Origin of the sequence: Streptomyces sp. NPDC048185, from assembly GCF_043202495.1 — a bacterium.
In the GTDB taxonomy this organism is placed as follows: domain Bacteria; phylum Actinomycetota; class Actinomycetes; order Streptomycetales; family Streptomycetaceae; genus Streptomyces.
Genome location: NZ_JBIDAN010000005.1, coordinates 170598 through 193045, shown reverse-complemented (window position 1 = coordinate 193045; position 22448 = coordinate 170598). Strand labels below are relative to the sequence as shown.

The window sequence follows — 22448 nt, the reverse complement described above, 5'->3', positions numbered from 1 at the left end:
CTGTCTCCTCAGATATCGGGTGTCGGGGGGATGTGGGCGTGACGGCGTAGGTCTGCGCGGACATGTTCGGGTTCTGTCTTCGGCCATGGTCCGGGCCGGTCGCGGGCGCCGTCGAGGTCGCCCGGGCGGTCGGGTTCGGCTGCTCGGAACTCGCTCGGGAAGTCGGTGCGGGCCGGGCCGTCGACGGAGAAGACCTCAACGGTCCGGCCCGTCGCGTACGGGGTCAGCAGGGCCTGGACGATCGTCTCGGCGACGTGGTCGCGGCGGACGGGCCCGTACTCGGTCAGGTCGCCCTGGCGCAGGTCGACCCGCTGCTGCGGGCCGCCGGCGGCGTCGAACCAGCCGGGCCGGACGATGGTGTACGGCAGACCGGTGCCCCGTAGGAGCCGCTCACCGCGTCGCTTCCAGTCCAGCAGCTCTCGTGACTGCCCGCCGCTGGCCGTGACCCCGATCGAACTCATCAGCACTACGGGCACGCGATGTCCGTCCAGCGCGTCGAGCACCGCGGGCACGGCGCCGTAGTCGACCGCGGAGTAGTCGTCGGACCCGTAGGGCGCTCCGTGGGTCATCACGATGGCGTCGGCGCCGGCGACGGCGGCGCACATAGCCGTCGGGTCGGCAAGTTCGCCTGTCACCACCTCGACTCCGTCGGGCAGCGACCGTCGGGCGCGGTCGGGGTCGCGGGTGAGCACGCGTGGCAGGTGACCCAGCTCGAGCAGGCGGGCGGCGACGAGGCGTCCGATACTGCCGGTGCCGCCGATGAGCAGGACGCGGTTCATGTCCGAAGGGGCTGGCCGCGTCATGCCGTCGGCCCGGTGAAGTTCGAGGCGTCGATGACGAACCGGTGGCGGACGTCGGAGGCGTTGATCCGCTCGTAGGCGGCGTTGACGTCCTGTGCGCCGATCAGCTCGATGTCGGCGGTGACCTTGTGCTCGGCGGCGAAGTGGCCAGGGTCGAGCGCTGCCCTGACGGCCGCCTGCGTCTCGTCGGGCGGCGTCCGGAAGACGCCCAGTCCGAGGGCGGGCATCTCGACGCCGTTGTTGAGGGCGAGGGTCTGCATCACGTAGTCCTTTGCTTGCGGGGCGCCCGTGCGGGCACGATCAGGGCGAGGACGGCGACGACGGCCAGCGCGAGCAGGACTGCTGACCCCGTCAGGGCGGTGCCGGAGCGCGCCGCGATGTCGGCGGCCGCGTGACCGGTTGAGACGGTGGCGGCCACGGCCGTCAGGATGCTCAGGGCCAGTGCGCTGCCGATCTGGTGCACGGTGTTGACCAGTCCCGAACCGGCCCCCGCGTCCTCAGGCGCGACGCCGTCGACGCCGCTGGAGGTCATCGGGGCCAGCGCCAGACCCTGGCCGGCACCGATGATCACCATGGGCAGGGCCACTCCCGTCAGGTAGGGGGTGTGCAGGTCCAGCGGCTCAGCCAGGCCATGCCCACGGTCGTCAGCACGACCCCCGCGGCGAGTACCCGGGGCCTGCCGAAGCTCTCCAGCAGCCGGGGTACGCGGACCGCGAAGACGAAGTTGACCAGCGTCATCGGCAGGAAGGCCAGGCCGGCCTGCAGCGGTGTCCACTGGTAGACGCTCTGCACGAACTGCGCGGTGAAGAAGAAGAACCCGATCATTGCGCCCATGTAGAGCATCCGGGTGACGTAGGCGCCGGACCGCTCGCGGCTCGCGAAGAGCCGCAGCGGCACGATCGGCTGCGCGGCCCGTCGCTCCACCCCGACGAACAAGGCCAGCAGCGCCGCGCCCGCTGCGAGCGGGAGCAGGGCGGCCGGTGCCGTCCAGCCGTGGTCGGCCGCGTCGACGATACCCAGCACCAGCGCGGTCGAGCCCAGAGTCGCCAGCAGCGCCCCGGCCACGTCGAACCGGCCGCCGCGCCGCTCGGTCTCGGGCAGGAACCGCACCGCCAGCACCATCATCACGATGCCGATGGGGACGTTCAGGAAGAACCCGGCCCGCCACGAGATCAGGTCCGCGACCAGACCTCCGACGACCAGCCCGCACGCCGCGCCGAGGCCGGCCACGGCGCTGTAGGCGGCCATGGCCCGGTTGCGGGACTCGCCCTCCGCGAAACTGCGCGTGAGCAGGGAGAGCGCGGACGGGGCAAGAACGGCGGCGCCGACGCCCTGGAGCGCTCGGGCCGCGATCAGCCACCAGGAGCTCTGGGCGGCGCCCACCAGCAGCGATGCCGGCGAGAAGACCACCAGGGAGTACAGAAAGACCGTGCGGTGGCCGAAGAGATCACCGGCGCGTGCTCCCAGGAGCAGCAGCCCGCCGAAGACGAGGACGTAGGCGTTGGTGATCCACGACAGGCCCGTCTCGGAGAACCCCATGTCCGAGCGGATCTGCGGCAGCCCGGTGAAGACGATCGAGTTGTCCAGGATGACCATGAAGTAGCTGATGCAGATGATCGCCAGGATCAGCGTCGAATGGACCGGTCCCCCAGAGGAACGCCGCGCCTGGCGGCGTGGGGCGGAGGTCCTGCCGCCGCTCGGCCCGCCCGGACGGCTCGATTCGGCGACCGGCCCGGCGTGAGGGTTGCCGGTGTCGTGGGTGGCTGCTGTGCGCACGGTCTTCCTCGCGTCGCGATCGGTGGTGCGGCCCGATCCCGGGCCGCCAATCTGTGGCTTCTCCCAGGTAACGGCACTTCGACGGGGCAGTGGGAGTCACTGCTCTTCCAGGTACTGGCAGTACCTCGCAGGCCCGCCCCGGCCGACCTACCGTGGAAAAGCCGGCACACCGCGTCAGCCGATCGAGAGGAGTCCGCCGTGCTGCCCCTCTTCTCGATCCCAGGTCCGGCCCGGCGGTCGACGCGATGCCGCTCCCGGGCCGCTGCGCCAGCCGGTGTCCGGGCGGCGCCCGAGACGAACTTGCTCCGTGACCGCTCCCGCCGGGAACTGTCCGCCCAGGGCGCGACAGCGGAAGACATCAGGAAATGAGCATGACCGACCACAGCAAGAAGGACGTGGCCGCCGAGGTGCGGGAGTTCCTCAGCACCCGGCGGGCCAGGATCACTCCCGAGCGGGCGGGGCTGCCGGTCTACGGCGGCAACCGCCGGGTCGCCGGCCTGCGCCGCGAAGAGGTCGCCCTGCTGGCAGGCATGAGCGTCGATTACTACGTCCGCCTGGAGCGCGGCAACCTCGCCGGTGCCTCGGACTCGGTCCTGGAGGCACTCGCGCACGCCCTGCAGCTCGACGAGGCCGAACGCACCCACCTGTACGACCTGGCCCGCGCCTCCACCCCGTCCGGCCGGCGGCCGACGACGACCTCCTCGCGGGTACGGCCGACGATCATGCGCCTGCTCGACTCCATGGTCGACGTACCGGCCTACGTCCGCAACGCCCGCTTCGACATCCTGGCCACCAACACACTGGGCCGGGCCCTGTACGCGCCGGTCTACGACTCACCGCTGTTCGCCCAGCGCGGGCCGGTCAACAGCGCCCGCTTCATGTTCCTCGACCCCGCCAGCCAGGACTTCTGGGCCGACTGGGACAAGGGCGCCGACGATGCCGTCGCCTTCCTGCGCACCGAGACGGGCCGCGCTCCTCACGACAGGGCGCTGACCGATCTGATCGGCGAACTGACCACCCGCAGTGGTGACTTCGCCCGCCGCTGGGCCCGGCACGACGTCAAGTTCCACCGCTCCGGCGTGAAGAACCTCCACCACCCGCTCGTCGGCGACCTTGCCCTGCCCTATGAGGCGATGGACCTGCCGTCCGACCCGGGCCTGCGCCTGAACTTCTACACACCCGAGCCCGACTCTCCGGAACAGCAGGCTCTGGACCTGCTCGCGAGCTGGGCGACCACCGGCACGGTCGTGCCCTCCGGCAACGACTGACCCCCACACGAAAGAGGAGCACCACTCCATGCAGTACCGACCGCTGGGCCGTACCGGCGTCCAGGTCAGCCCGCTGTGCCTGGGCGCGATGATGTTCGGCCCCTGGGGCAACGAGGACGAGAGCGACTCGATCCGGATCATCCACCGCGCCCTCGCCGCGGGCATCAACTTCGTCGACACCGCCGACGTCTACTCCGCCGGCGTCTCGGAGGAGATTGTCGGCAAGGCCCTGAAGGGCCGCCGCGAGGACGTCTTCCTGGCCACCAAGTTCTTCATGCCCATGGACCAGAACGACCCCAACCGGCGCGGCGGCTCGCGGCGCTGGATCATCCGCGCGGTCGAGAACTCCCTGCGCCGTCTCGGCACCGACCACATCGACCTCTACCAGGTCCACCGCCCCAGCCCCGACACCGACGTCGCCGAGACCCTCGGCGCCCTCACCGACCTCGTCCGCCAGGGCAAGGTCCGCTACATCGGCTCCTCCTCCTACTCCGGCTCACAGATCGTCGAGGCCCAGTGGACCTCGCGCGAGCGGAACCTCGAGCGCTTCGTCACCGAGCAGCCGCCCTACTCGATCCTCGTCCGCGGCATCGAAGAAGACGTGCTGCCCACCGCGCGCCGCCACGGCATGGGCACCCTCACCTACAGCCCGCTCTCCGGCGGCTGGCTCTCCGGCCGTTACCGCAAGAACGTCACCGAAGGACCCGCTTCCGCGGCCCGTCCCCAGGCCCGGTTCGACACGGGCACCCCCGCCAACCAGCGCAAGCTCGACGCCGTCGAACAGCTTGCCGTCCTGGCGGAGAAGGCCGGCCTCACCCTGATCGAGCTGGCCGTCGCCTTCGTGATCAACCACCCGGGCGTCACCTCCGCGATCATCGGGCCGCGCACGATGGAGCAGCTGGAGGCGTTCCTGCCCGCCGCCGACGTCACCCTGTCGTCCGACATCCTCGACGCCATCGACGAGATCGTCGCACCGGGCGTCACCGTCAACCCGGTCGACAACAGCTACGGCGACTTCGAACTCCGCACCGACCAGCGCCGACGCTGACGTCAGCCGGCTCGGCCGGTCACGGTCGGCCGAGCCCGAGCACCATCACGGCCTACCGACCAGCAGTGGCCCCTGGCGCCGCGCCGTAACAGGATCACCGCCTTCCCTATCGGCGGCGCAGTGGGCGGCGGTGCAGCTGTCCGCCATCGGGATACGGTGGGTGTGCAGAATGGCTTCGCGCCGTCGAAGCGGTCGGTGCGCAGCTGGACCATGTCGACGGCGACGGCGGTACACGGGAGCGGGTCGCCGATGACGACGGGCATGGCGGTGTCCGGGTAGCGGCCCGCTGTCGTGGCACGACCGCGAGGACGCTCCGTAGGCCTCGTTCGATCCTTCGCCGACAGGCAGTCAGGCCGAACCGCTCATGCGGTCGGAGCGATCCATGAGGGCTTGGATGCCGTCGAGTACACAGGCGAGGCCGAAGGCGAGGGGGTCGTCGTCGGTGGGGAAGGCGCCCTCGGCGATGACCCGGGTGAGGGCGGGGTAGCGGTCGGCGTGCGTGGTGAGCTGGTGGGCGGAGAGACGGTTCCATTCCTCGTCGCCCTGTTCGGTGCTGTCGAGCGCTTCCTGGGTGAGGTTGCGGACCAGGCCGAGGATGAGGATCGCGGCGTCGTGGCGCCGGCGGGCGGTGAGACCGGTCGGCTCCAAGGCGGCCAGGACCGTTTCCAGCCAGGCCACCTGGTGCGGACCCATGGCGTGTCGCCGTAGGCCCGTCGCGGTCAGGATCCATGGGTGGGCGCGGTAGACGTTGCGGCAGGCGCGGGCCCAGGCTTCGAGGCGGGGGCGCCAGCCGCCCGGGACGCAGGTGAGGTCGGGCGGGTTGCTGAGCACCGTGTCGACCATCAGGTCGATGAGGTCGGGCTTGCCGGGGACGTAGCGGTACAGGGCCATCGTGGTGACCCCGAGCAGCTCGGCCACCCTCTGCATGGACAGGGCCTCGAGCCCTTCGGCATCGGCGATCTCCACACCGCGACGGGCCACGTCGACGGGGGTGAACTTCGGCTTCGGTCCCCGCCTCGGGCGGTTGTCGGCCTCGCCCCACAGCAGGGCGAGGCTGGCACCCGGGTCTCGGTCGCTCTCCTTGTTCCCCGGCACGGCACGGCCTCCTCTCCGCGGACGGGCTGCCCTGGAGAAGCCAGGGGTGTTGCGGCCCGCCCATCAACTGTGTATAAGATACACAGAAGTTAATCGTGTAGCACATACACAGTTTCTGCTGCAGCCTCCGGAGGAATTCCATGCTCGTAACCGTCATCACCACCGCCGTCACCGCACTCGTCGCCGTCCCCGCGGCCGGCGCCCTTGCGCACCGCGCGATCGTGCGCGCCGGCGCTGCCCACCGACTCCGCATCACCAGCAGCCACGGCATCGACGAGCAGCGCTTCGTCGAGATCGGCAGCCTCGAGCAGTGGCTCTCCATCCGCGGCGAGGACCGCGCCAACCCCGTCGTCGTGGAACTGCACGGCGGCCCCGGCTCGTCCAACTCGATCCTGACGGGCGTCTCCCGCGCCTGGGAGCGCCACATCACGCTGGTCCGCTGGGACATGCGCGGCACCGGAAAGACCCTGCGCCGCTCCGGCGCGCAAGGCCAGGGCGAGCTGACCTTCGACCGGCTGCTCCAGGACGCCCTCGAAGTGGTGGAGTATGTGAGAGCCCACCTCGGCGTGCAGCGTGTCGTCCTGCTGGGCTGCTCCTTCGGCAGCGCGATAGCCCTGCGTCTCGCCCGCAGCCATCCCGAACTCGTCAGCGCCTACATCGGGACCGACCAGAAGATCTTCGACGGCGGCCGGGACACCTTCGACTACTACGCCGCTCTGGACCGACTGGAGCAGGCGGGCAAGAAGAAGGAACGGGCCGCCGTCCGGGACATGGGCCACGACCAGCGGGCCTGGAGCGCCGAGCAGTTCAGCCACTTCAACCGGTTCGCCTCCGCCACCGACCCTCACACCTTCGCCGCGATGAAGTCACTGGTGATGAAGTCACTGTGGTACTCGCCCCAGCACTCACTGCGGGAGATCATCACCTTTTTCAAGAGTTTCATGGTCTCCGCCGCTGTGCTGCCGGACACCGCCTGCTTCGACGACTGGGCCGACGGCACCGCCTTCGAGGTCCCGTTCTTCATCGTCCAGGGCGCATGCGACCTGGTGAACACGCCCGCGCGTGCCCGCGCCTACTTCGACGACGTCCACGCTCCGGTCAAACACTTCACCCTCATCGAGGACGCCGGCCACTTCGCCGCCTACCGGCGGCCCGAGGTCTTCTCGGCCTTCCTGCGCACGCACCTCCTGCCCGCCCTTTCCACCACCCGGTGAAATGCCTGACCGTAGCCGAGGAGCGCACACATCCCGTACCTGGGTCGAGCCATCGTCGCCCCGCCCTTGAACCGGGAGTGCGGGTTGGGGGGGGCACGGCGTCGTGCCTCCCCCGCGCGCACATCTCAGTTCGCCCCTTGGGGCTGGTCGCCGGCGGGGGCCGTGGTGGCAGGGGGAACGCGCTCGGCCGGCGTGGGTCACCTAGTGCTCTGACCGGGAAGGTTTGCCGGGTCTGGGCAGGCGAAACTCCGTACGGACGCCTCTGACGGCGGATAGCGTCATGTTTACGGTGAAGGGGGATTCGTGATCATGGCAGAGCGTGCGGTTCCGTCTCGCGTGGTGGCCGCGGAGCGTGTCGCCTCAGAGGCGGGTTTCAAGAAGAGCTGCATCCCTGAGGTGGGCAGGTTGCTCAGGCTGGCCGCTGCTGCGAAACCCCACGGAGTCAGTGCGGAGAGCGGCACCGGCTCGGGCGTGGGTACCGCCTGGCTGCACAGCGGGCTTGGCGCCGGTGCCCGCCTGGTCACCGTGGAACGGGACGAGGAGCTTGCGCGTCGAGCGGCTGGTCTCTTCGCGGACGACAACCGCGTCAGCGTCCTCACCGGGGACTGGCGGCTGCTTGAGCAGCACGCACCCTTCGATGTCTTCTTCTGCGACGGCGGAGGCAAGCGTGACGACCCCGACCAGGTCGTCGAGCTGCTGGCTCCCGGTGGCCTTCTCATCCTGGACGACTTCACCCCATCGCCCCATTGGCCGCCTCGTTTCGGCGGCGAAGTGGATGAGCTCCGCCTGTTCTACCTCACTCATCCGGCCCTGGATGCCACTGAAGTACTCACAACGCCCGCCAGTTCAGCGGTGGTTGCGGCACGCCGCCTCTAGCGAGGAAGGCGTGGACCGTTCTTGATCACGCCGCGAGGGCTGGTCTGCCGCCCCAGCGGATGCCCTTCTCGCTGCGAATGCGGGCGCGTTCCTTGCGTTGTGCGGCGAGGACGTCGGGGTGGCGGGCGTTGGCGTTGCGCCAGCGCAGGTAGCGATGCAGTGACCGGGTCTGCGCGGGATGGCTGCGGTGGTTCGAGTTCGCCAGGGTGAACTGCCGCAGCGGGCCGAAGTGCGCCTCGATCGGGTTGGCCCAGGACGCATAGGTCGGGGTGAAGCACAGCTCGACCTTGTTCTTCTTCGCCCAGCGGCGGATGTCCGCTCCGGTGTGGGCGGAGAGGTTGTCCAGAATGATGTAGATCGGGGCGCCGTCAGGCCGGGCGGCACGGATCGACTTCAGCGCGGCCAGCGTGTTGGCGGTGCCTTTGCGGCGGCGGTTGACGCCCCACAACCGGTCGTCGCCGACGGAGTAGTAGCCGTGGAAGTAGGTCACGCCGTGCGTGCGGCGGTAGGTTGCCGGCAGACGGTCGGGCTTGCTCTGCTTCGCCCAGCAGGAGCCTGCAGTGGGTCGGATCCCCAGGGGCCCGAACTCGTCGAAGGCGAAGACCCGGTCCGGGAAGTGCTCCAGGATGTGCTCGATGCGGTCGAGCTTGGCGTCGCGCTCGGGGTCGGGCGACTCCTTCCAGGTCTTGGTGCGCTGGAAGGTGATGCCGCGGCGTAACAGCAGGCACCGTAACGCTTCACGACCGATACGGATGACGCGTCCGTGCACTTTCCGCAGGTAAGCGGCGAGTTTACGGATCGACCAGCGGGTGAAGGGCTGGCCGAGCTTGGTGGGGCGGGTGGTGGCCGTCTGGACGACGAAGTCTTCGTCGTCAGTGCTGAGCAGGCCGGGACGGCCTCCCGCCCATCGAGGGTCCAGGCAGGCCAGGCCGATCTCGTTGAACCGGTGGATCACGTCCCGCACCGTGTCCTCGTCGGCCTGGACCAGCTGGGCGATCACCGGAACACGGTTCCCGCCCGCCGAGGCCAGCAGCATCATCGCCCGCCGGTAACGCATCGAGCTGGTACTTCCCCGGCGCACGATCTGCTGCAGCTTCTGCCCTTCCTGGTCGGTCAGTCTGCGCACGCGCACAGGCTCAGCCACCACACCTCCAGCGGTCGGAACGGACGTCGCCGCCCATCCAACCGCTCCAATCGCCAACCCGGCGAACCTTCCCGGTCAGAGCACTAGGCGGGCGCGGGACGGCGGGCGCGGGGTGTGCGGGCGGTCCCGCCCCGGACAGTTCCGGGTGCGGGACCGGGGGGGTCAGCTGTCGTTTTCGGCGAGGAGCATGCAGATGGTGGGGATGCCGTGCAGGAGGAACCGCTCGATGTTGGGGGCGGGGCGGTCGATCCTGGTGGTGTTGTCGACGCGGTGGTCCTGGCGCAGGGCTTGAGTGCTGCTTTCGTCGAGGAGGACGTCGAAGCGGGTCTTGCTGCGGCTTCCGTCTGGCAGGGCCTGGGTGGTGCCGGTGAGGTTGGTCAGGCAGACCGGTGTGATGCGGATCAGGCGGATGCGGCGGCCGGGGGTGATGCTCGCCGACGGCGTCTCGGGGGTGAGGGGGATGTCTTCGACGGTGACCGTCGTCGTGCTGTCCATGGCGGGTGCCTTTCGTGGTGGTCCGGCCCGGCTGGTGGGGGCCGGTTGGTGGGGTCACGGTGCGGGGGCGGGAGGTTAGCGGGGCAAGCCCCCGCCCGACGGGCGGCGCGGGCGCGGTGCGGACGTGATGTGGGGCGGCGGGGCGTGAGCTGTGGCGGGCGCCGGGCGAGGCTCGTGCGGCTGCCCCGCCGTAGGAGTGCGGCCCCGCCCCCGTGGCGTGGCAGGGGACGAGGCCGGTGGCCGCGGGGCCTGGCGGGGTTAGTCGAGGAGGCCGGTGAGGGTGGTGTAGCCGCGCTGGCGGGTGAAGTGGGCGGTGGGGGTGAGGGGCTTGATGGCTTACTTCCAGGCGGGGTCGTGGTCGGTGAAGAGTCCGGCGGGCGCCAGGTCGACGGCGAGGCGGGGCAGGCTGGTGTAGCCGTGGGTGGTGAAGAAGCGTTTGTTGTCGTACTCGTGGCGGAGGGTCAGGGCGCGGTATCCGGCGTTGCGGAAGTCGTTTTCGATGTGGGTGATCAGGCGGCTGCCGATGCCGTGGCCGCGATAAGTGGGGTGGACGGCGATGGTGTCGATGTTGCTGGCCCGGTCGATCAAGGTGCGGCGGATGCGGGCGGGGATCTGGGGGTTGATCATCCAGCGGGCGGGACCGACGTGAACCGATGCGATGGGGGTGCCGTCGGGGAGGGTGGCGAACAGGAAGTGGTTGTAACCGTGGGAGAACGGTCCGCCGTCGTGGATGTTCAGGGCGGTGTTGATGGTGTTCTTCAGGGCGGGGAGCTGGTCGGCGGGCATGTGCAGGTCGATCAGCTGGATGAGGTCGAAGAACGTGTCGAGCTCGTCGGCGTGCACGGGACGGATCGCGATGCCCGATACGTCCATACCGGTGCCGGGGTGGGTGCCGGTGTGGGTGCCGGTGTGGGTGGTCACAGGGGGTGGCCTTTCGGTCCTGGTGGGTGGCGGCCCGTCCCCCGACGCCTGGGAGAGGCGCGGCAGGGGGGCGGTGGCAGGACGGTGACCGGGCGAAGGGTTAGCCCCGCAACCAACCCGTAAGCAGCCGCGCGCGGGCGACGGGCGGCGGACGGCGGGCGGCGGGCGGCGGGCGGCGGGCGGCGGGCGGCGGGCGGCGGACGGCGGGCGGCGGGCGGCGGGCGGGGCGTACGCCGGTGCCGGGCGCGCGCGGACGGCGGCGGGCGGGCGGGCCGTGCCCGGAGGGCGGCCGGGCACGGCACGGCGGGGGCGGGGATACGTCGGCCGGCACGGCCCGGCGGAGGGAAACACGTCGGCCCCGTGCCGGGACGGGGTCCGGGCACGGGGCCGTGAGGGGCCGCCGGTCAGCTGTCGCTATCGGCGGAGGCTGGGCAGTCGGCCGCGATGCCGAGTTCCAGAGCGGAGCGCATCAGGTCGAGGAAGGAGGACCGGGCGGCTGTCGGGGTGGCCTCGCGCAGGGTGCGCTTGCGCAGGGTGCGCTTGCGCAGGATGGGCACGTTGAGGCTGATGCCCGCTGGGACGTCGGGTGTGTCCGGCTGCGGTACGAGCTGGTAGTGGCGGGTGTCGATCATCCATGCTTCGTACCGGTCGGCCAGGCGGCCGCTGCGGGCGGCGTGGCCGTTGTCGGGCGTGCGGGAGGGGCAGGGGCAGGACGGGTCGGTGCAGGGCCGTCCGGCCGGGTGGCTGGCCAGGACGGAACGCTGCCGGTAGTGGGTGGCCTGGCCGTTGAGCATGGGACAGGTTGCGGCGGTGTAGGGCAGGCATTCGGGGTGCAGTGCCGGTTCTGGCGAGTGGCTCCGGGCGGTGTCGGCGGGGCGGACGATCAGCCAGCATCGTTCGTCGAGCCGGTGGCCGCAGATCTGGCAGAGGCGGTCGAGGAAGGCGGTGCGGGCTCGGTCGGCGTCGAGGGTGCCGAATGCCGCGTGGCCGCCGTGGATGAGGGATACGTACGGTACGACCAGTTGGCCTGCGACGGGGCGGTGAGCGCAGCGTTGAGGGATCGGGTGCATGGGCTGCTTCTTGCGGGTGCCGGGGGTTAGACCGGCAACCGGCAACCGGAAGAGCGGGGCTGGGCTGGGCGTGGCCCGGCGGCCTGGGCGGCGCGTGGACGCGGAGGGCCCCGCGCCCTGGGTGCGGGCGCGGGGCCGGGAGGGGGATGGGCTGGGTGCCGGGCCGCAGGGAGGGGGTGGTGGGGTCCTGCGGCCCGGCGGGCCGGGCGGCGCGGCCGGGAGGGGGGTGGGGATGGCCGCTGCTCTTGCCCGGGGCCCGGCTGATTGCAGGGTGGGGCACGGTGCGGTTAGCGGCGCAACCCTGCGGCTAGGGGCGGGTGTGCACTGAGCGCTTCAGATGGCGCCATCCGCCAGATCGAGCGCTCAGCCTCCATCCGACCCGGAACGGTTCACCGTGACTGATCTCGAAACGAGCTTCACGGACTACCCCTGGTCTGGACATGATTCCCCCCGTGCATATGGACAGGGGCCATCGCGGGCAGGGACGGTACGCGCTGACGGACACAGGAAGCGGCCACGTCTGGGGCGTCTGCGCCGAGGTGGAGGGATTGTTCCGGGAACCCCTGCGCGGGACGTACGAGCTGTTCGGCTGGGCTCCGGATGGAGCTGAGGTCCCGCGCGGCTGGGTCGGAAGCAGGGTGTGGCTGGTACCGGAGGACAGAACGCTCGATGCCTGGCTGCTGGAGGACGCGGAGAGTCTCGGGCAGTACCCGGGAACGGACGGTCTTGTGCTCACCGGTCTGGACGACTACGTGGGCCCGCCCGAGGGGCACCGGGGGCCTGTCCGGCTGCACGACGGGTACCGGTGGCTGGGGTCCTGCCGGGAGTTCGCCCGCGTCCTGCCGCCCGAGCAAGAGGAACCTCCTCTCGTCCTGCGGGGGCTTGTCCCGAGTGATCGGCTACGGCGGGCACTGGCTACGGGCACCCGGCACACGCTGGACCTGGAGGAGGTCTGGCTTGAGATACGGGACGACCGGGGCGAACCGCTCACCGATCGGCTGCTGCGACCCAAAGTCCGTACGTGGCAGCCGTCCTCCCGCGGGACGGAGCTGATTGATCTGGAACTCGACGGATACCTCGCACCCGTACCGGGATACGCCCGGCCAGTATGGGAGCGCTGGCTTGCCGGCCCGCCGGACGCCCCTGGTGCTTGGGCCGGGCTCGAGACCCGCCAGCGTGGGGCCTGGCTCGATCTCGTCCGGGAGCGGGGTTGTCGGCTCAAGCACCAGAACCGTGCCGGACACGCGTACGAGCTGGATGGCCGGCACATCACGGACGAACCGGGCCTCTACCTGGCACTCGGCGAGGCCGTCAACGGGCCGGGCGGCTACTTCGGCGGCTGCTTGGACGCCCTCGTGGACTGTCTGCGCGGCAACTTCGGCTATACCGCTGTCGCGACCTTGGTCTGGCGGGACGCTGCGACTGCACGCGAGTACCTGTCCCGCGTCCTGGCGCCAGAGGGTGAGCAATATGACCTGGTCGCCCTGGTGATCGAAGTTCTGACCGAGGGCGGGATGCGCGTGACCCTCACGTGAACTGGCCGAGCTGCCGCGGTAGTGACTCCAACGCTGCTGCCGGTCCGTTGGGCTACGTACGCGCCTGATACGGGAGCCCAACTGGGCGCTGATGCCGACGGAGGGTTCAGTCAGCGGCGGACAGCCTGTGCCACCAGTGACTGCAACCGTTCGAGCAGTAGCGCTCGCGGCGTCGTCCGTCTGCGATTGCTAGCACCGCGACCAGCAGCCGGAAGGCCTTCCGGCGTTCGTCGCGGGGAGTCAGAGAGGCGATCTTCCCCAGTTGATCGTCTATCCGACCACGTGTGATCAGCACCGCCGGTGTGTGCGTCGGGCGCAGACCGGCACGGCGGATGCCCTCCGGCCCGTCCTCGGCCACGGCACGTGCCTGGACACAGTGGTGGCGCAGAAACAGCAGGGCCTCGGACTGCTCCTCTGGGGCGAGTGCGTCGAACCATGCGATGCCCTGTGACATCGGGCGGAGCCCCTGGGCAAGCTCGTTGAGTATGACGTCGCGTTCGGTCACGCCGGTCTCCCATCGGGCAAGCGGCGCTTCGTCTCGCTTCGCCGCGGAGTCGAGGTCAGTGGAACCAGGTAGCGAGTCGCACATGCTCTGCTCCATGGAGTTCGCTGAGTGTCCGCATCACGCTCCAGACCGGCCCCCAGTGGGTCTCGTTTCCGGCGACCGATTCTCGGCTTCGCGTGCCGGAGCTGTCTGTTTCCTGCCAGTCGGTCGAGGCGAGCTCGGCCCACGTGATCCATGTCATGCCGTGGGTGTCAGGAGATCCGCCGTACGCGGCGTACTCGGTCTGAAGCCTCTCGGATGCGTCGCTCGGAAAGCCGCGGCTTTCGGCCAGAGGGCGGAAGCCGAAGTGGTTCCGGATGCCGAAGCGGCAGGCGAGGGCGTCGTAGGCGTTGCCGTTGCTGAGTAGGAAGAGGTCGATGGCGGCGGGCCACACGGAGTCCTCGTCGTCGGGGCCCCAGAGGCGGGCACCTGGCCGGCACTCGATCATCCCGCTGACTTCGGTAGACATGCACGCATGCTGCCCGCACGGCCCGTGATTCGGCATCTGCTTTTCCTACGACCCGCTTGCCGAGTGCGCAGGTGCCGCTATCCGCCATCAGGAGCGAGGGCCTCGCGGGCTAGGCAATTTCGTCTGGATCAGTCGGTCGTTGGTCCGGGTTTGCCGTTGACTGAAGCGCAGTGGGCACGGATCGAGCCTTCACGCCCGGACCGGACGCCGAAACAGGGTGGCCGCTGGCGCGATCATCGTGAGGTGATCGACGCCATCGCCTACAAGTTTCGGACCGGCACGCAGTGGGTTCACCTGCCGGAGAAGTACGGCAACTGGCGAGGTGCCTACAACCGGATGTGGGCCATCGACGGCACCTGGGAATAGCACCGGCGCCCACCCCGGAGACAGCTGCCGTTAATGATCCGGGCGAAGCCTGCCGAAGATCCATCTTGTGCAGAACCGGACCGTTCTGACGGACCGGCCGTGACCCGTGAGAGGTAGGACAGACCATGGCCCTAGCCGAAACCATGAAGGCATTGCAGAACAAGTTCAACCCGTCGGCTGCTGGCGGCCAGAACGTGACCCTTGCCTTCGACGTGCTGGACGAAGAGACGGGGGAAGGGAAGGACTACTACCTCGTCATCAAGGATGGGACCTGCGATCTGCAGGAAGGAAGGCCCCCGAAGCCCACCTGCCGTTTCACGATGGATTCGGGCCTCCTGGAGCAGATCGTCGCCGGTTGCACGGACCTAGCGAAGGAGTACAAGCGCGACTGTGTGCAGGCGCGCGGCGACCTGGCCCAGCTCGTGAAGTTCGGCGAATTCTTCCCGGCCTGATCGTGGTCAGTGTCTCCGGCCTGCTGGCCGGAGACATACGTGGCCTTCAAGGAGTCTGCGCACGCGCCGAGCAGGAGTGCCTCACTGATCAGGCACTAGGCCATTTCGTTTGGATCAGCCGGTCGTTGGTCCGGGTGTGCCGTTGACTGATGCGCAGTCGGCGCGGATCGAGCCGTTGCTCCCGGACCGGACGCTGAAGCGGGGTGGCCGCTGGCGAGACCATCGTGAGGTGATCGACGCGATCGCCTTCAAGTTCCAGACCGGTACCCAGTGGGTGCACCTGCCGGAGAAGTACGGCAACTGGCGCGGCGTCTACAACCGGCTGCGGATGTGGGCCGTCGACGGAACGTGGGAGCGGGTGTTCACTGCCCTGGTGGCCCAGGCCGACGCGGACGAAGACGTCAGCTGGGCGGTATCGGTGGACTCCACCATCGTGCGCGCTCACCAGCACGCGGCCGGGGCCCGCAAAAGGGGCCCCGGCCGGCGAGCCGGACGATCACGCCACCGGCCGGTCCCGCGGCGGACTGACCACGAAGATCCACCTCGCGGCCGACGGCCGGTGCCGGCCCCTGGCGTTCGTCCTCACCGCCGGTCAGGCCGCAGACGCACCCGCCTTCACGGACGTCATGGCCCGCCTGCGCGTTCCCCGCCCTTCGGGACGGCCCCGCACCAGGCCGGAGGTGGTCCTGGCCGACAAGACATCCCACGCGGATAAGCGTCAAGCTGCGGCGGTGGAAAGGTGTTCCGGTAGTGGGTTCGGAAAGGCCTGAGTCTCGTCGTAGACCTGGCAGTGCTGGAGGCAGTGGAAGAGCATGCCCATGAAGCGGTTCAGCAGGTTGCGCTGCGCCGCGACGTGGCGGTCGCCGGCACTTCTGCGGCGGTCGTAGTGGGCCCTTGCCCGCGGTGATTTGGTGAGGGAGACGAATGCCCACACGTAGCCGACTGCGGCCAGTCGCTGGTTCTTGACCTTGCGGCTCATGACCTTGCAGCTCTTGCCACTGGCGCGGGTGACCGGAGCACTTCCGGCGTATGCCTTGAGCGAGCTCGCGCTCGTGAACCGGGCCCGGTCATCGCCGATCTCCGCGAGGACTCGGGCACCGGTTAAGGATCCGAGACCTGGAAAGCTGCGGATGATCGCTGCGTCCGGATGTTTCTCGAAAGCTTGAGCAGTGGCTTCCTCAAGCTGGTCGGCATTGAGACAGGCAGTGTTCAGTCTCCTGAGTAGGGCAGATGTCTGCTGGCCGAGGGCTTCTTCGACCAGTGGGGGCTGGTGGAGGTACTCCTGCTGGAAGACTGCGTGCAGCCTGTCGGCTTCGGCCTGGATGCCGCGTACTCGGCCAGCCTGCTTGAGCAGGGACTGCAGGCGACGGCGTGTCAGTTTCGTGGCAGCTGTCGGGGTCGGGGCCGCAGCGAGGATCGCTCGTGCCTCGCGGGCATAAAGACCGTGCTTGTGGGCGGCGAACGCTTCCAGGATGGCGGGGTAGAACTCGCGCAGTTGGGAGCGGAGCTTGTTCAGTGCCTGGCCGCGGTCCCAGACGGCGTCCTGCTGGGCCCGGGCGAGCACGGCGACGGCCTGGACGAGCTCGGAATCCGCTGGCAGTGGCCGGTGGGCGGACATGTCGGTGCGAAGGATGTTCGCCAGGGCAGCGGCATCGACAGCGTCGGATTTCTTCCGGGCGACGGAGTGGCGGTCCCGGTAGCGGGCGACTGCCAGCGGGTTGATTGCGTAGACCGGCCGTCCGGTGGCCCGCAGGCAGGAGACGAGGAGACCACGGGAAGTCTCGATCGCGACAGGAATCGGGGCGTCCGCCCGATCACCGTGTTCGCTCAGCAGCGCGGTGAGCTGCGCGAATCCTTCCGCATCGTCGTTGATCCGTTGCTTGGCGAGTTGCTTTCCCCCGGCGTCGACCAGCGCGATGTCGTGGTGGTCTTCGGCCCAATCCACTCCGCAGAACACGGGCGTCGGTAACCCGGTCATCTCCATGCAGCCCTCCTGTGTCATGGCTCTTGGCCTCAGGTCAGAGCCTGTGCAGGGTGCGCGTGCTCCCTAATGGAAGTGCTCGAGGCACGTCATCCCACCAGCCGTTCGCAACCCCAGCGAGTCGTGCGGCCCTCGGTCTGCATCAGAGCTGGAGCTCAGGCAGTGGAGAGAGGTGGTCCGCACAACCGGCTCGGACTGCGACCAGCGAACCGCATCAGGAGCGGAGAGCGGGTACGACGACGTAAGACGTCCATGACCTGCACCATCACGACCGTTCCGGCCTTCTTGGAGGCCGGTCTGGGCTCTCCAAACGTCGCAATATCGCGTGACGGGCGCGGAGTCGACCTCGTCTTGTCAACAGGACTCGATGGTCCGGGCATACTCAAAGGCTCGCTCCGCGCCCTGAAGGGCAGCCTGCTCAACCGTGATCAGGACTCGCGTGCCGACCTTCAGGTCCCATTAGGCATACAGCTCGCGTCGAAACCGCCAGTACCTGCGACGACGGCAGAGCCAGCACACGATCCCCGAACGTCGAGACCAGCGAGCCAACCGCCGACGACACGGAAGCCGAGGCGGTCGCCCCATCGCTTTCGACCGGTCCCGGTATGCCCGCAGAAACGAGGTCGAGCGGTGCATCAACGCTCTCAAGGGATCCAGGGCCGTAGCGACTCGGTACGATAAAAGAGCCTACGTATTCCACGGCACGGTGACTCTGGCCGCACTTCGCCTGTGGCTCCGCCCCTGATTCCTCGAATGCCCTTCCACCGCAGCCATGCCCACCGACTCAGTCGTCGGCCGCGACGAGGAGAGTGATCCGTCCAGCTGAGCGGTCGATGAGCACGAACTCGTGGAAGTCCTCGTGCACACGCCCCCAGTCATGAATGGCCTCATCCCCGAGCCCGCTCGGGTAGTAGATGCGCTCGGCCGCTGCCAAGCGGTCGAACACCTCCTGCTGCAGATCCGCCTCCAGCCTGGCAGGCACGTCCTCGAACTTGTTCGCCCACCCCCACAGGATGTGCGTGCTCTTCTCCCGGCTGACGGTTTCGTAGACGTCGGGGGTGATCAGGCTCAGCCAATACGGGCCGTGCCTGGATCCCTCCAGCAGGACTCCACCACCTGCGTAGTCGTCCCGGAACTGTTCATGCCCGATGAGCGCCGCGAGCAGTTCCTGGGCGTCGTCGGACTCTGCCGGGATCCGCAGATGCTTGATGTCGACCCACCTATAGCCGTGTGACCTCGGATCCTGGAACTTATAGTTCCGGAAATTGATGAAGGCACTGGCCTCATGGGTGAGCTGGTTATCCATAGCGCCACAGCTTAAGAGCCGACCAAGGTCGCTCTGCAGACCCATCGGACAGGCCCTAGACCCAGCTCTGGGGGTCCGCGCCGAGGAAGTGCGCGGTCGGGGTGACTCCGTCCTGCTGGCCGACGAAGGCCACGTCAAGGTGTGCTTCGAGCAGGACGTCACAGGGGTCCCCTTCGTCGCCGCCCCTCTTCACGACGACCGTCAACGTCACGTACTCGGCTTCCGGCATTGGGGCGCCCTTTCTCTGCGGTGTGGGGCCGGGGCGCGGGTGCTGCGCTCCGGCGGGGGCTTTGGGGGCGGATGTCGCCCATCCAGGCGGTGCGCCCCTCCTGGGCGAGGCGGCGCAGTGCCACGCTGGATGCCGTGCGGGGCTCCGGCTGGCCGGGTGGCGTGGGCCAGCTCGTGCCCCAGCACATAGCGAGGGACGGGCGGAGCTGCATCGTCTGCCAGGCCGGCGTCACCCGGTGGGCGGGCTCGTACGTCCGCCAGCACTTGCGTCCGATGTCGGCGACGCGCAGCACGGCCGGCGACGTCCCGGCGAAAGGCCGGGAGCAGCGCGGCACGGGCGCGGCGGGGGCATGGCAGGCGCCGCTGGGCGGGGTGCCGGGCCGCAGGGAAGGGGGTGGTGGGGGTCCTGCGGCCCGGCGGGCCGGACGGCGCGGTCGGGAGGGAGGTGGGGGTGGCCGCTGCTCGTGTCCGGTAGTGCCGGGCGGCGCGACGCACGAGAGGGGGATTCGTGCGGGGCGCCTCCGGCTGAATGAAGGATGGGGCACCGTGCGGTTAGCAGCACAACTCCGCCGCTACGGCCGCGTGTTGGGGCGGCCGCGGCCGTGCGGGGGCGGTGTACTCGTCGTCGGTGTCACCACCCGTCGGTGGGCAGCAGCATCTGGCCGTCCGGCTCGCAGGCATCGCGGGCGTGCTCCTGAACGGCCATGGTGTGCTCCATGGCCTGCTGGTCCTCCAGGAAGCATGCGTACCAGCCGCAGCGGGTGCAGCGGGACCACAGGAAGGTGCGGGTGTCGTTGGGCTTCGACGGCGGGTACGGACCCATCGCAGTGCGGATGTGACGGGTGTCCGTCCATGCCGACAGGCGTCGGCCCTCGGGACAGCATCGCTCTATGTCCTGGACGGCGGTGGCGGAGGCCGCGGCCAGGGTGCACGTGGTACAGGCATGCCGGCGCTCGGCGAACCGGTTGGGGAAGAACGGGGCGGGGGCAGTCCTCATCTGGGTGGTCGCCTCTCAAGCGTTCGGGAGAACAGGGGGCACGCCGACCCGGGCGCACCGGCCCGAGCACGCCGGCCGCGGGGGGGGTCGGCCGCGTGGGCGCGGTCGGCGGGCCCGGAGGGGGCGGGCCCTCGGCGGCGGGCGGCGGGCCCGGGGGCCGGTCTGGGGCGGGGCGGTTGGTCAGACGGGCAGGCGGCCCAGAGACGCGGTGAGCGCCAGGCACGTCAGGGCGCAGAGCCCGGCCAGCATGAGGGCCGCCTTGACGCGGGTGACGCGGCGCGCGGGCGGACGAGTGTGAGACATCATCGGCAAAGGCACTCTTTTCAGGATTTCGACTGGGGACGGGGCCGGGCCGCGCGCGGGGCAGGAAAGGGGGAATCCTGCACCCGGCGCGGCCCGGTCGTGCCGGGGGCGGCGCGGCGCACGAGAAGGGGGTTCGTGCGGGGGCGCCCCCGGCTGAACGCAGCATGTGACAGGGGCCGGTTAGGGGCACAAGCCCAGCCGTGCCGGGGGCAGGCCCGGCGGGGTGCGCGGACCGGCCCCGCCCTGCGGGTGCCGGACAGGGCCGGGGGCGGGGTGTGGTGGTCAGGGGCGGCTGGTGACGCGGGACCCGGCCAGCGGGGTGAGGTGGGTGGGTTCGGCAACCGGGGTGCAGCCGAGGTTCGCGACGCAGAGGTGGATGATCCAGTGGTCGGGGCTGGTGACCTTGACGACGTCGCCGACGGAGACCGAGCGGATGTCGGCGGGCCACGTCTGGCCGGTGCCGTCGGGGCCCTGGCGGTTGCCGACGGTGAACGCGGCTTCGGCGGCGGCCTCGTGACTGCAGATCCGGTCACTGGCGCGGAAGACCAGAAGCAGCGGCGTGCCGTCGGAGCGGGCGGCTATGGCGAGGGGGTGGTGGGGCTGGTAGCCGCCGAAGCTGTGCGGGGCGGTGTTCATATAGACGGTGACGGCGTACACACCCAGCCCATCACCAACGGCGGGGGCGGCGGCAGGGGTACCGGAGGCGGCGGTGGTGTCAGGGGTGTCGGGCTGGGTGGTGATGCGGGCGGTCACGGGGCGGGGACGGGACACGGCAGTCGTCACAGTGGAACTCCCATCAAAGGGGGTGGCGGTTGACGAGCAGGACACTGCAGCGACCGGTCGCAAGCCAGGCAAGCAGCGACCGGGCCCGCGACGGCGGACGGCCGGGCGTCGGGAAGCGGGGCGCCGGTGCGCGGGACGGCAGGAGGGGTGGGACGGGGCACGGCGGGGCGCGGCGCGGCGCGGCGGTGCGGGGTGGGCCCGGGCTCGGTAATGGCGGACGGCCCCACGCCCGAGACAGGGTGTCCAGGGGGCAGGGCCGGGCACAGCGGGGCCGTGGGGTGATGTGGCCGTGGCCGTGGGCTCATCGGTCAGGCCAGCTCACAGATGCGGCCGCCAGCTCAGTCACGGCGCAGTAGGCGACGGAGTCGGGACCGGAGTGCTCGGATGCGGCTGCGCCGCTGGTACACCCGCACCATCGCGGCGATATCCGCCGGGTCCGGGGAGAGGCACCACGTCAATTTGATGACGAGGGCTTCGCGCTGCTTCTGCTGTGGCCGGTCCAGCACGAGGATCGTCCCGCCCACGTCCGACTTCCACGCAGCCAGACGTGATCGGTCTCGGAGCTGAGCTCGCGATCCCCTGTCCGCAGGCTGGGGGCAGACCCATCAGGCGGGCCACCTCGTCAGCGAACGACTCGAACGTGTACGGCGATGGTGTGGCGGCGGGGAGGTGGGGTTGGTGCCAGGACGGCAGGGGCATGGGAGTGGTCCTTCCGGGAAGGGGCGAACGACCCATGGATGGGTGGTGGGTTCGCGGTGGGGTGTCGGTTGGTGCCGGGCCTGTTGGTGCCGGAGGGCCGGGCCCGCCCCGGAAGGGGGGCGGGCCCGGCGGCCGAAGGGATCTGCCCCCCCGCATAGAGGTGGGTGGTGCGGCTGGGCGTGACGTTCATCAAGGGATCTCTCTGTCGTGGGATCCGGCCTGGGGCGGTGGCCCGGACCATGCGGTGCGGTGTGGGCCGACCATCACCCGCCATAGAGCAAGCCCCGCAACAGGACTTGGGTCAGGGCCTGCCCCGGCCGAGCCAGCCGGGGGGCTGGGCGGGGATCTGACGTCGTGGGGCTGCCCTATGTGTTGCTCTTCCTGGAGTGGGAGGCGAGGTACCCGCTGGAATGGACGCAGCATGCGGAGGCGTGAGGTACGAAGCAGAGCCTGATCCGGAACTTGGCCCGTGCTCGCCAGGAGGAGGCGGTCAAGGGGGGGCACCGATCTGGTCGAGATGGTCGCCCACCGGACGTTCGCTTCTCCGTGTATGGAATTCGTTCTCCCGTTGGTGAGCGCGTGTTGACGTGGCGCCAGAAAATGATCCCTTGAATGGCGGGCGCTTACGTACGTCCGACCCATCCCCTCTGCCCGTCGTCTGCCCAGGCGAGAATCAGTCGCTCGCGGGGGTCTACCAGCGGGCTGGTCCGGCAGGTGACATCTGGGCGATTTATTTAGTCGCTGAAGTCAACTACGCTAACCGGCTCACCTGGCGAGCACGTCTAGGAGCCGCCATAGTGGTGATAAAGGGCTTCAATTCCGCATTGAGGCCTGCGAGGTAACGCTTGAAGGGGCCACGAAGAGATGACGGATATCCTGTGGCAGAACGACGACGGCGGCCTGCAAATCTGGTTCATGGACGGCCATGGGATCAGGAACCGCGCCGCGCTGGTTGACGAGAACGGCGAGAACATCCTCGTCGCACCACCCTGGCGCATCGTCGCGACCGGAGACTTCGACTCCGACGGCCGGCCAGACATCCTGTGGCAGAACGACGACGGCGGCCTGCAAATCTGGT

General features: G+C 69.6%; 26 protein-coding genes and 2 pseudogenes. 11 read left to right on the top strand and 17 right to left on the bottom strand.

Annotation, left to right across the window (positions count from 1 at the left end; all coding sequences use genetic code 11):
• Positions 1-8 precede the first annotated feature (8 nt).
• The 4 genes from ACGF3H_RS16930 to ACGF3H_RS16915 are packed head-to-tail and all read right to left on the bottom strand — an operon-like array spanning position 9 to position 2576.
• Positions 9-779, bottom strand: coding sequence for an SDR family oxidoreductase (locus tag ACGF3H_RS16930; protein ID WP_362497991.1), 771 nt, complete (start codon positions 777-779; stop codon positions 9-11).
• Between the two features lie 20 nt (positions 780-799).
• Positions 800-1060 carry a hypothetical protein gene (locus ACGF3H_RS16925; RefSeq protein ID WP_393816497.1) on the bottom strand — a complete coding sequence of 87 codons (261 nt, stop codon included), beginning with the start codon at positions 1058-1060 and terminating at the stop codon, positions 800-802.
• The gene (locus ACGF3H_RS16920; protein WP_362497988.1) at positions 1060-1374 is read right to left on the bottom strand and encodes a hypothetical protein; all 315 of its coding nucleotides are present in this window, start codon (positions 1372-1374) and stop codon (positions 1060-1062) included. Before ACGF3H_RS16920 ends, ACGF3H_RS16925 begins: the two co-directional genes overlap by 1 nt.
• A gap of 17 nt (positions 1375-1391) precedes the next feature.
• A complete protein-coding gene (locus ACGF3H_RS16915) occupies positions 1392-2576 on the bottom strand; it encodes an MFS transporter (RefSeq protein ID WP_362497986.1) in 1185 nt (394 codons plus the stop codon).
• 371 nt (positions 2577-2947) lie between these two features.
• On the opposite strand from ACGF3H_RS16915, the gene ACGF3H_RS16910 reads away from it, so the two are divergent.
• Positions 2948-3844 carry a helix-turn-helix transcriptional regulator gene (locus ACGF3H_RS16910; protein WP_362497984.1) on the top strand — a complete coding sequence of 299 codons (897 nt, stop codon included), beginning with the start codon at positions 2948-2950 and terminating at the stop codon, positions 3842-3844.
• Positions 3845-3872: 28 nt separating this feature from the next.
• The gene (locus ACGF3H_RS16905; protein ID WP_362497982.1) at positions 3873-4892 is read left to right on the top strand and encodes an aldo/keto reductase; all 1020 of its coding nucleotides are present in this window, start codon (positions 3873-3875) and stop codon (positions 4890-4892) included.
• A gap of 348 nt (positions 4893-5240) precedes the next feature.
• Here ACGF3H_RS16905 and ACGF3H_RS16900 read toward each other — a convergent pair whose 3' ends face one another.
• Positions 5241-5987, bottom strand: coding sequence for a TetR/AcrR family transcriptional regulator C-terminal domain-containing protein (locus ACGF3H_RS16900; protein WP_362497979.1), 747 nt, complete (start codon positions 5985-5987; stop codon positions 5241-5243).
• Positions 5988-6127: 140 nt separating this feature from the next.
• Here ACGF3H_RS16900 and ACGF3H_RS16895 point away from each other — a divergent pair, with 140 nt between their 5' ends.
• Both ACGF3H_RS16895 and ACGF3H_RS16890 read left to right on the top strand, forming a co-directional pair.
• Positions 6128-7201, top strand: coding sequence for an alpha/beta hydrolase (locus ACGF3H_RS16895; protein WP_362497976.1), 1074 nt, complete (start codon positions 6128-6130; stop codon positions 7199-7201).
• A 303-nt stretch (positions 7202-7504) separates the two neighbouring features.
• Complete coding sequence (locus ACGF3H_RS16890) at positions 7505-8077, top strand: class I SAM-dependent methyltransferase (RefSeq protein ID WP_362497974.1); 573 nt, start codon at positions 7505-7507, stop codon at positions 8075-8077.
• A gap of 25 nt (positions 8078-8102) precedes the next feature.
• Here the strand turns inward: ACGF3H_RS16890 and ACGF3H_RS16885 are convergent, their stop codons facing one another.
• The 4 genes from ACGF3H_RS16885 to ACGF3H_RS16870 form a co-directional block, all read right to left on the bottom strand.
• A complete protein-coding gene (locus ACGF3H_RS16885; RefSeq protein ID WP_362497973.1) occupies positions 8103-9221 on the bottom strand; it encodes an IS630 family transposase in 1119 nt (372 codons plus the stop codon).
• Between the two features lie 162 nt (positions 9222-9383).
• On the bottom strand, positions 9384-9716 hold the full coding sequence (locus ACGF3H_RS16880) for a hypothetical protein (RefSeq protein WP_362497971.1): 333 nt from the start codon (positions 9714-9716) through the stop codon (positions 9384-9386).
• 336 nt (positions 9717-10052) lie between these two features.
• Positions 10053-10637 carry a GNAT family N-acetyltransferase gene (locus ACGF3H_RS16875; protein WP_362497968.1) on the bottom strand — a complete coding sequence of 195 codons (585 nt, stop codon included), beginning with the start codon at positions 10635-10637 and terminating at the stop codon, positions 10053-10055.
• Positions 10638-11041: 404 nt separating this feature from the next.
• Positions 11042-11707, bottom strand: a complete 666-nt coding sequence (locus ACGF3H_RS16870) for a cell envelope biogenesis protein OmpA (protein WP_362497724.1) — start codon at positions 11705-11707, stop codon at positions 11042-11044.
• A 440-nt stretch (positions 11708-12147) separates the two neighbouring features.
• Between ACGF3H_RS16870 and ACGF3H_RS16865 the strand changes: the two genes are divergently transcribed.
• The gene (locus ACGF3H_RS16865; protein ID WP_362497722.1) at positions 12148-13242 is read left to right on the top strand and encodes a barstar family protein; all 1095 of its coding nucleotides are present in this window, start codon (positions 12148-12150) and stop codon (positions 13240-13242) included.
• A 106-nt stretch (positions 13243-13348) separates the two neighbouring features.
• Here ACGF3H_RS16865 and ACGF3H_RS16860 read toward each other — a convergent pair whose 3' ends face one another.
• Positions 13349-13747: a DUF5958 family protein gene (locus tag ACGF3H_RS16860; protein WP_362497720.1), complete on the bottom strand. Its 399-nt coding sequence runs from the start codon at positions 13745-13747 to the stop codon at positions 13349-13351.
• Positions 13748-13802: 55 nt separating this feature from the next.
• On the bottom strand, positions 13803-14255 hold the full coding sequence (locus tag ACGF3H_RS16855; RefSeq protein ID WP_362497718.1) for a hypothetical protein: 453 nt from the start codon (positions 14253-14255) through the stop codon (positions 13803-13805).
• 6 nt (positions 14256-14261) lie between these two features.
• On the opposite strand from ACGF3H_RS16855, the gene ACGF3H_RS16850 reads away from it, so the two are divergent.
• The 4 genes and pseudogenes from ACGF3H_RS16850 (at position 14262) to ACGF3H_RS16835 (ending at position 15843) form a co-directional block, all read left to right on the top strand.
• Entirely contained in the window at positions 14262-14621 is a 360-nt protein-coding gene (locus ACGF3H_RS16850) for a transposase (protein ID WP_362497715.1), read from the top strand.
• A 125-nt stretch (positions 14622-14746) separates the two neighbouring features.
• Positions 14747-15073, top strand: coding sequence for an SCP2 sterol-binding domain-containing protein (locus tag ACGF3H_RS16845; protein ID WP_362497712.1), 327 nt, complete (start codon positions 14747-14749; stop codon positions 15071-15073).
• A gap of 136 nt (positions 15074-15209) precedes the next feature.
• Positions 15210-15518 (top strand): annotated as a pseudogene (locus ACGF3H_RS16840) (transposase); the annotation flags it as partial.
• Entirely contained in the window at positions 15439-15843 is a 405-nt protein-coding gene (locus ACGF3H_RS16835; RefSeq protein ID WP_362497731.1) for a transposase, read from the top strand. The pseudogene ACGF3H_RS16840 and the gene ACGF3H_RS16835, both read left to right, overlap by 80 nt.
• Here ACGF3H_RS16835 and ACGF3H_RS16830 read toward each other — a convergent pair.
• Positions 15792-17051, bottom strand: coding sequence for an IS110 family transposase (locus tag ACGF3H_RS16830; RefSeq protein ID WP_362497729.1), 1260 nt, complete (start codon positions 17049-17051; stop codon positions 15792-15794). The genes ACGF3H_RS16835 and ACGF3H_RS16830 overlap by 52 nt on opposite strands.
• Positions 17052-17517: 466 nt before the next feature.
• On the opposite strand from ACGF3H_RS16830, the pseudogene ACGF3H_RS16825 reads away from it, so the two are divergent.
• Positions 17518-17799, top strand: a pseudogene (locus ACGF3H_RS16825) (IS5/IS1182 family transposase); the annotation flags it as partial.
• Between the two features lie 39 nt (positions 17800-17838).
• On the opposite strand, the gene ACGF3H_RS16820 reads toward ACGF3H_RS16825, so the two are convergent.
• From ACGF3H_RS16820 to ACGF3H_RS16800, 5 genes are all read right to left on the bottom strand, one after another.
• A complete protein-coding gene (locus tag ACGF3H_RS16820) occupies positions 17839-18360 on the bottom strand; it encodes a hypothetical protein (protein ID WP_362497710.1) in 522 nt (173 codons plus the stop codon).
• A 55-nt stretch (positions 18361-18415) separates the two neighbouring features.
• On the bottom strand, positions 18416-18589 hold the full coding sequence (locus ACGF3H_RS16815; RefSeq protein WP_362497707.1) for a hypothetical protein: 174 nt from the start codon (positions 18587-18589) through the stop codon (positions 18416-18418).
• Between the two features lie 630 nt (positions 18590-19219).
• Positions 19220-19585 (bottom strand): hypothetical protein, encoded by a 366-nt coding sequence (locus ACGF3H_RS16810; RefSeq protein WP_362497704.1) that lies wholly within the window; start codon positions 19583-19585, stop codon positions 19220-19222.
• 180 nt (positions 19586-19765) lie between these two features.
• Positions 19766-19891, bottom strand: coding sequence for a hypothetical protein (locus ACGF3H_RS16805; RefSeq protein WP_362497702.1), 126 nt, complete (start codon positions 19889-19891; stop codon positions 19766-19768).
• 279 nt (positions 19892-20170) lie between these two features.
• Complete coding sequence (locus ACGF3H_RS16800; protein WP_362497699.1) at positions 20171-20671, bottom strand: hypothetical protein; 501 nt, start codon at positions 20669-20671, stop codon at positions 20171-20173.
• A 1563-nt stretch (positions 20672-22234) separates the two neighbouring features.
• On the opposite strand from ACGF3H_RS16800, the gene ACGF3H_RS16795 reads away from it, so the two are divergent.
• Positions 22235-22448 (top strand): FG-GAP-like repeat-containing protein (locus ACGF3H_RS16795; protein WP_362497696.1); only part of this gene is annotated, 214 nt, incomplete at its 3' end.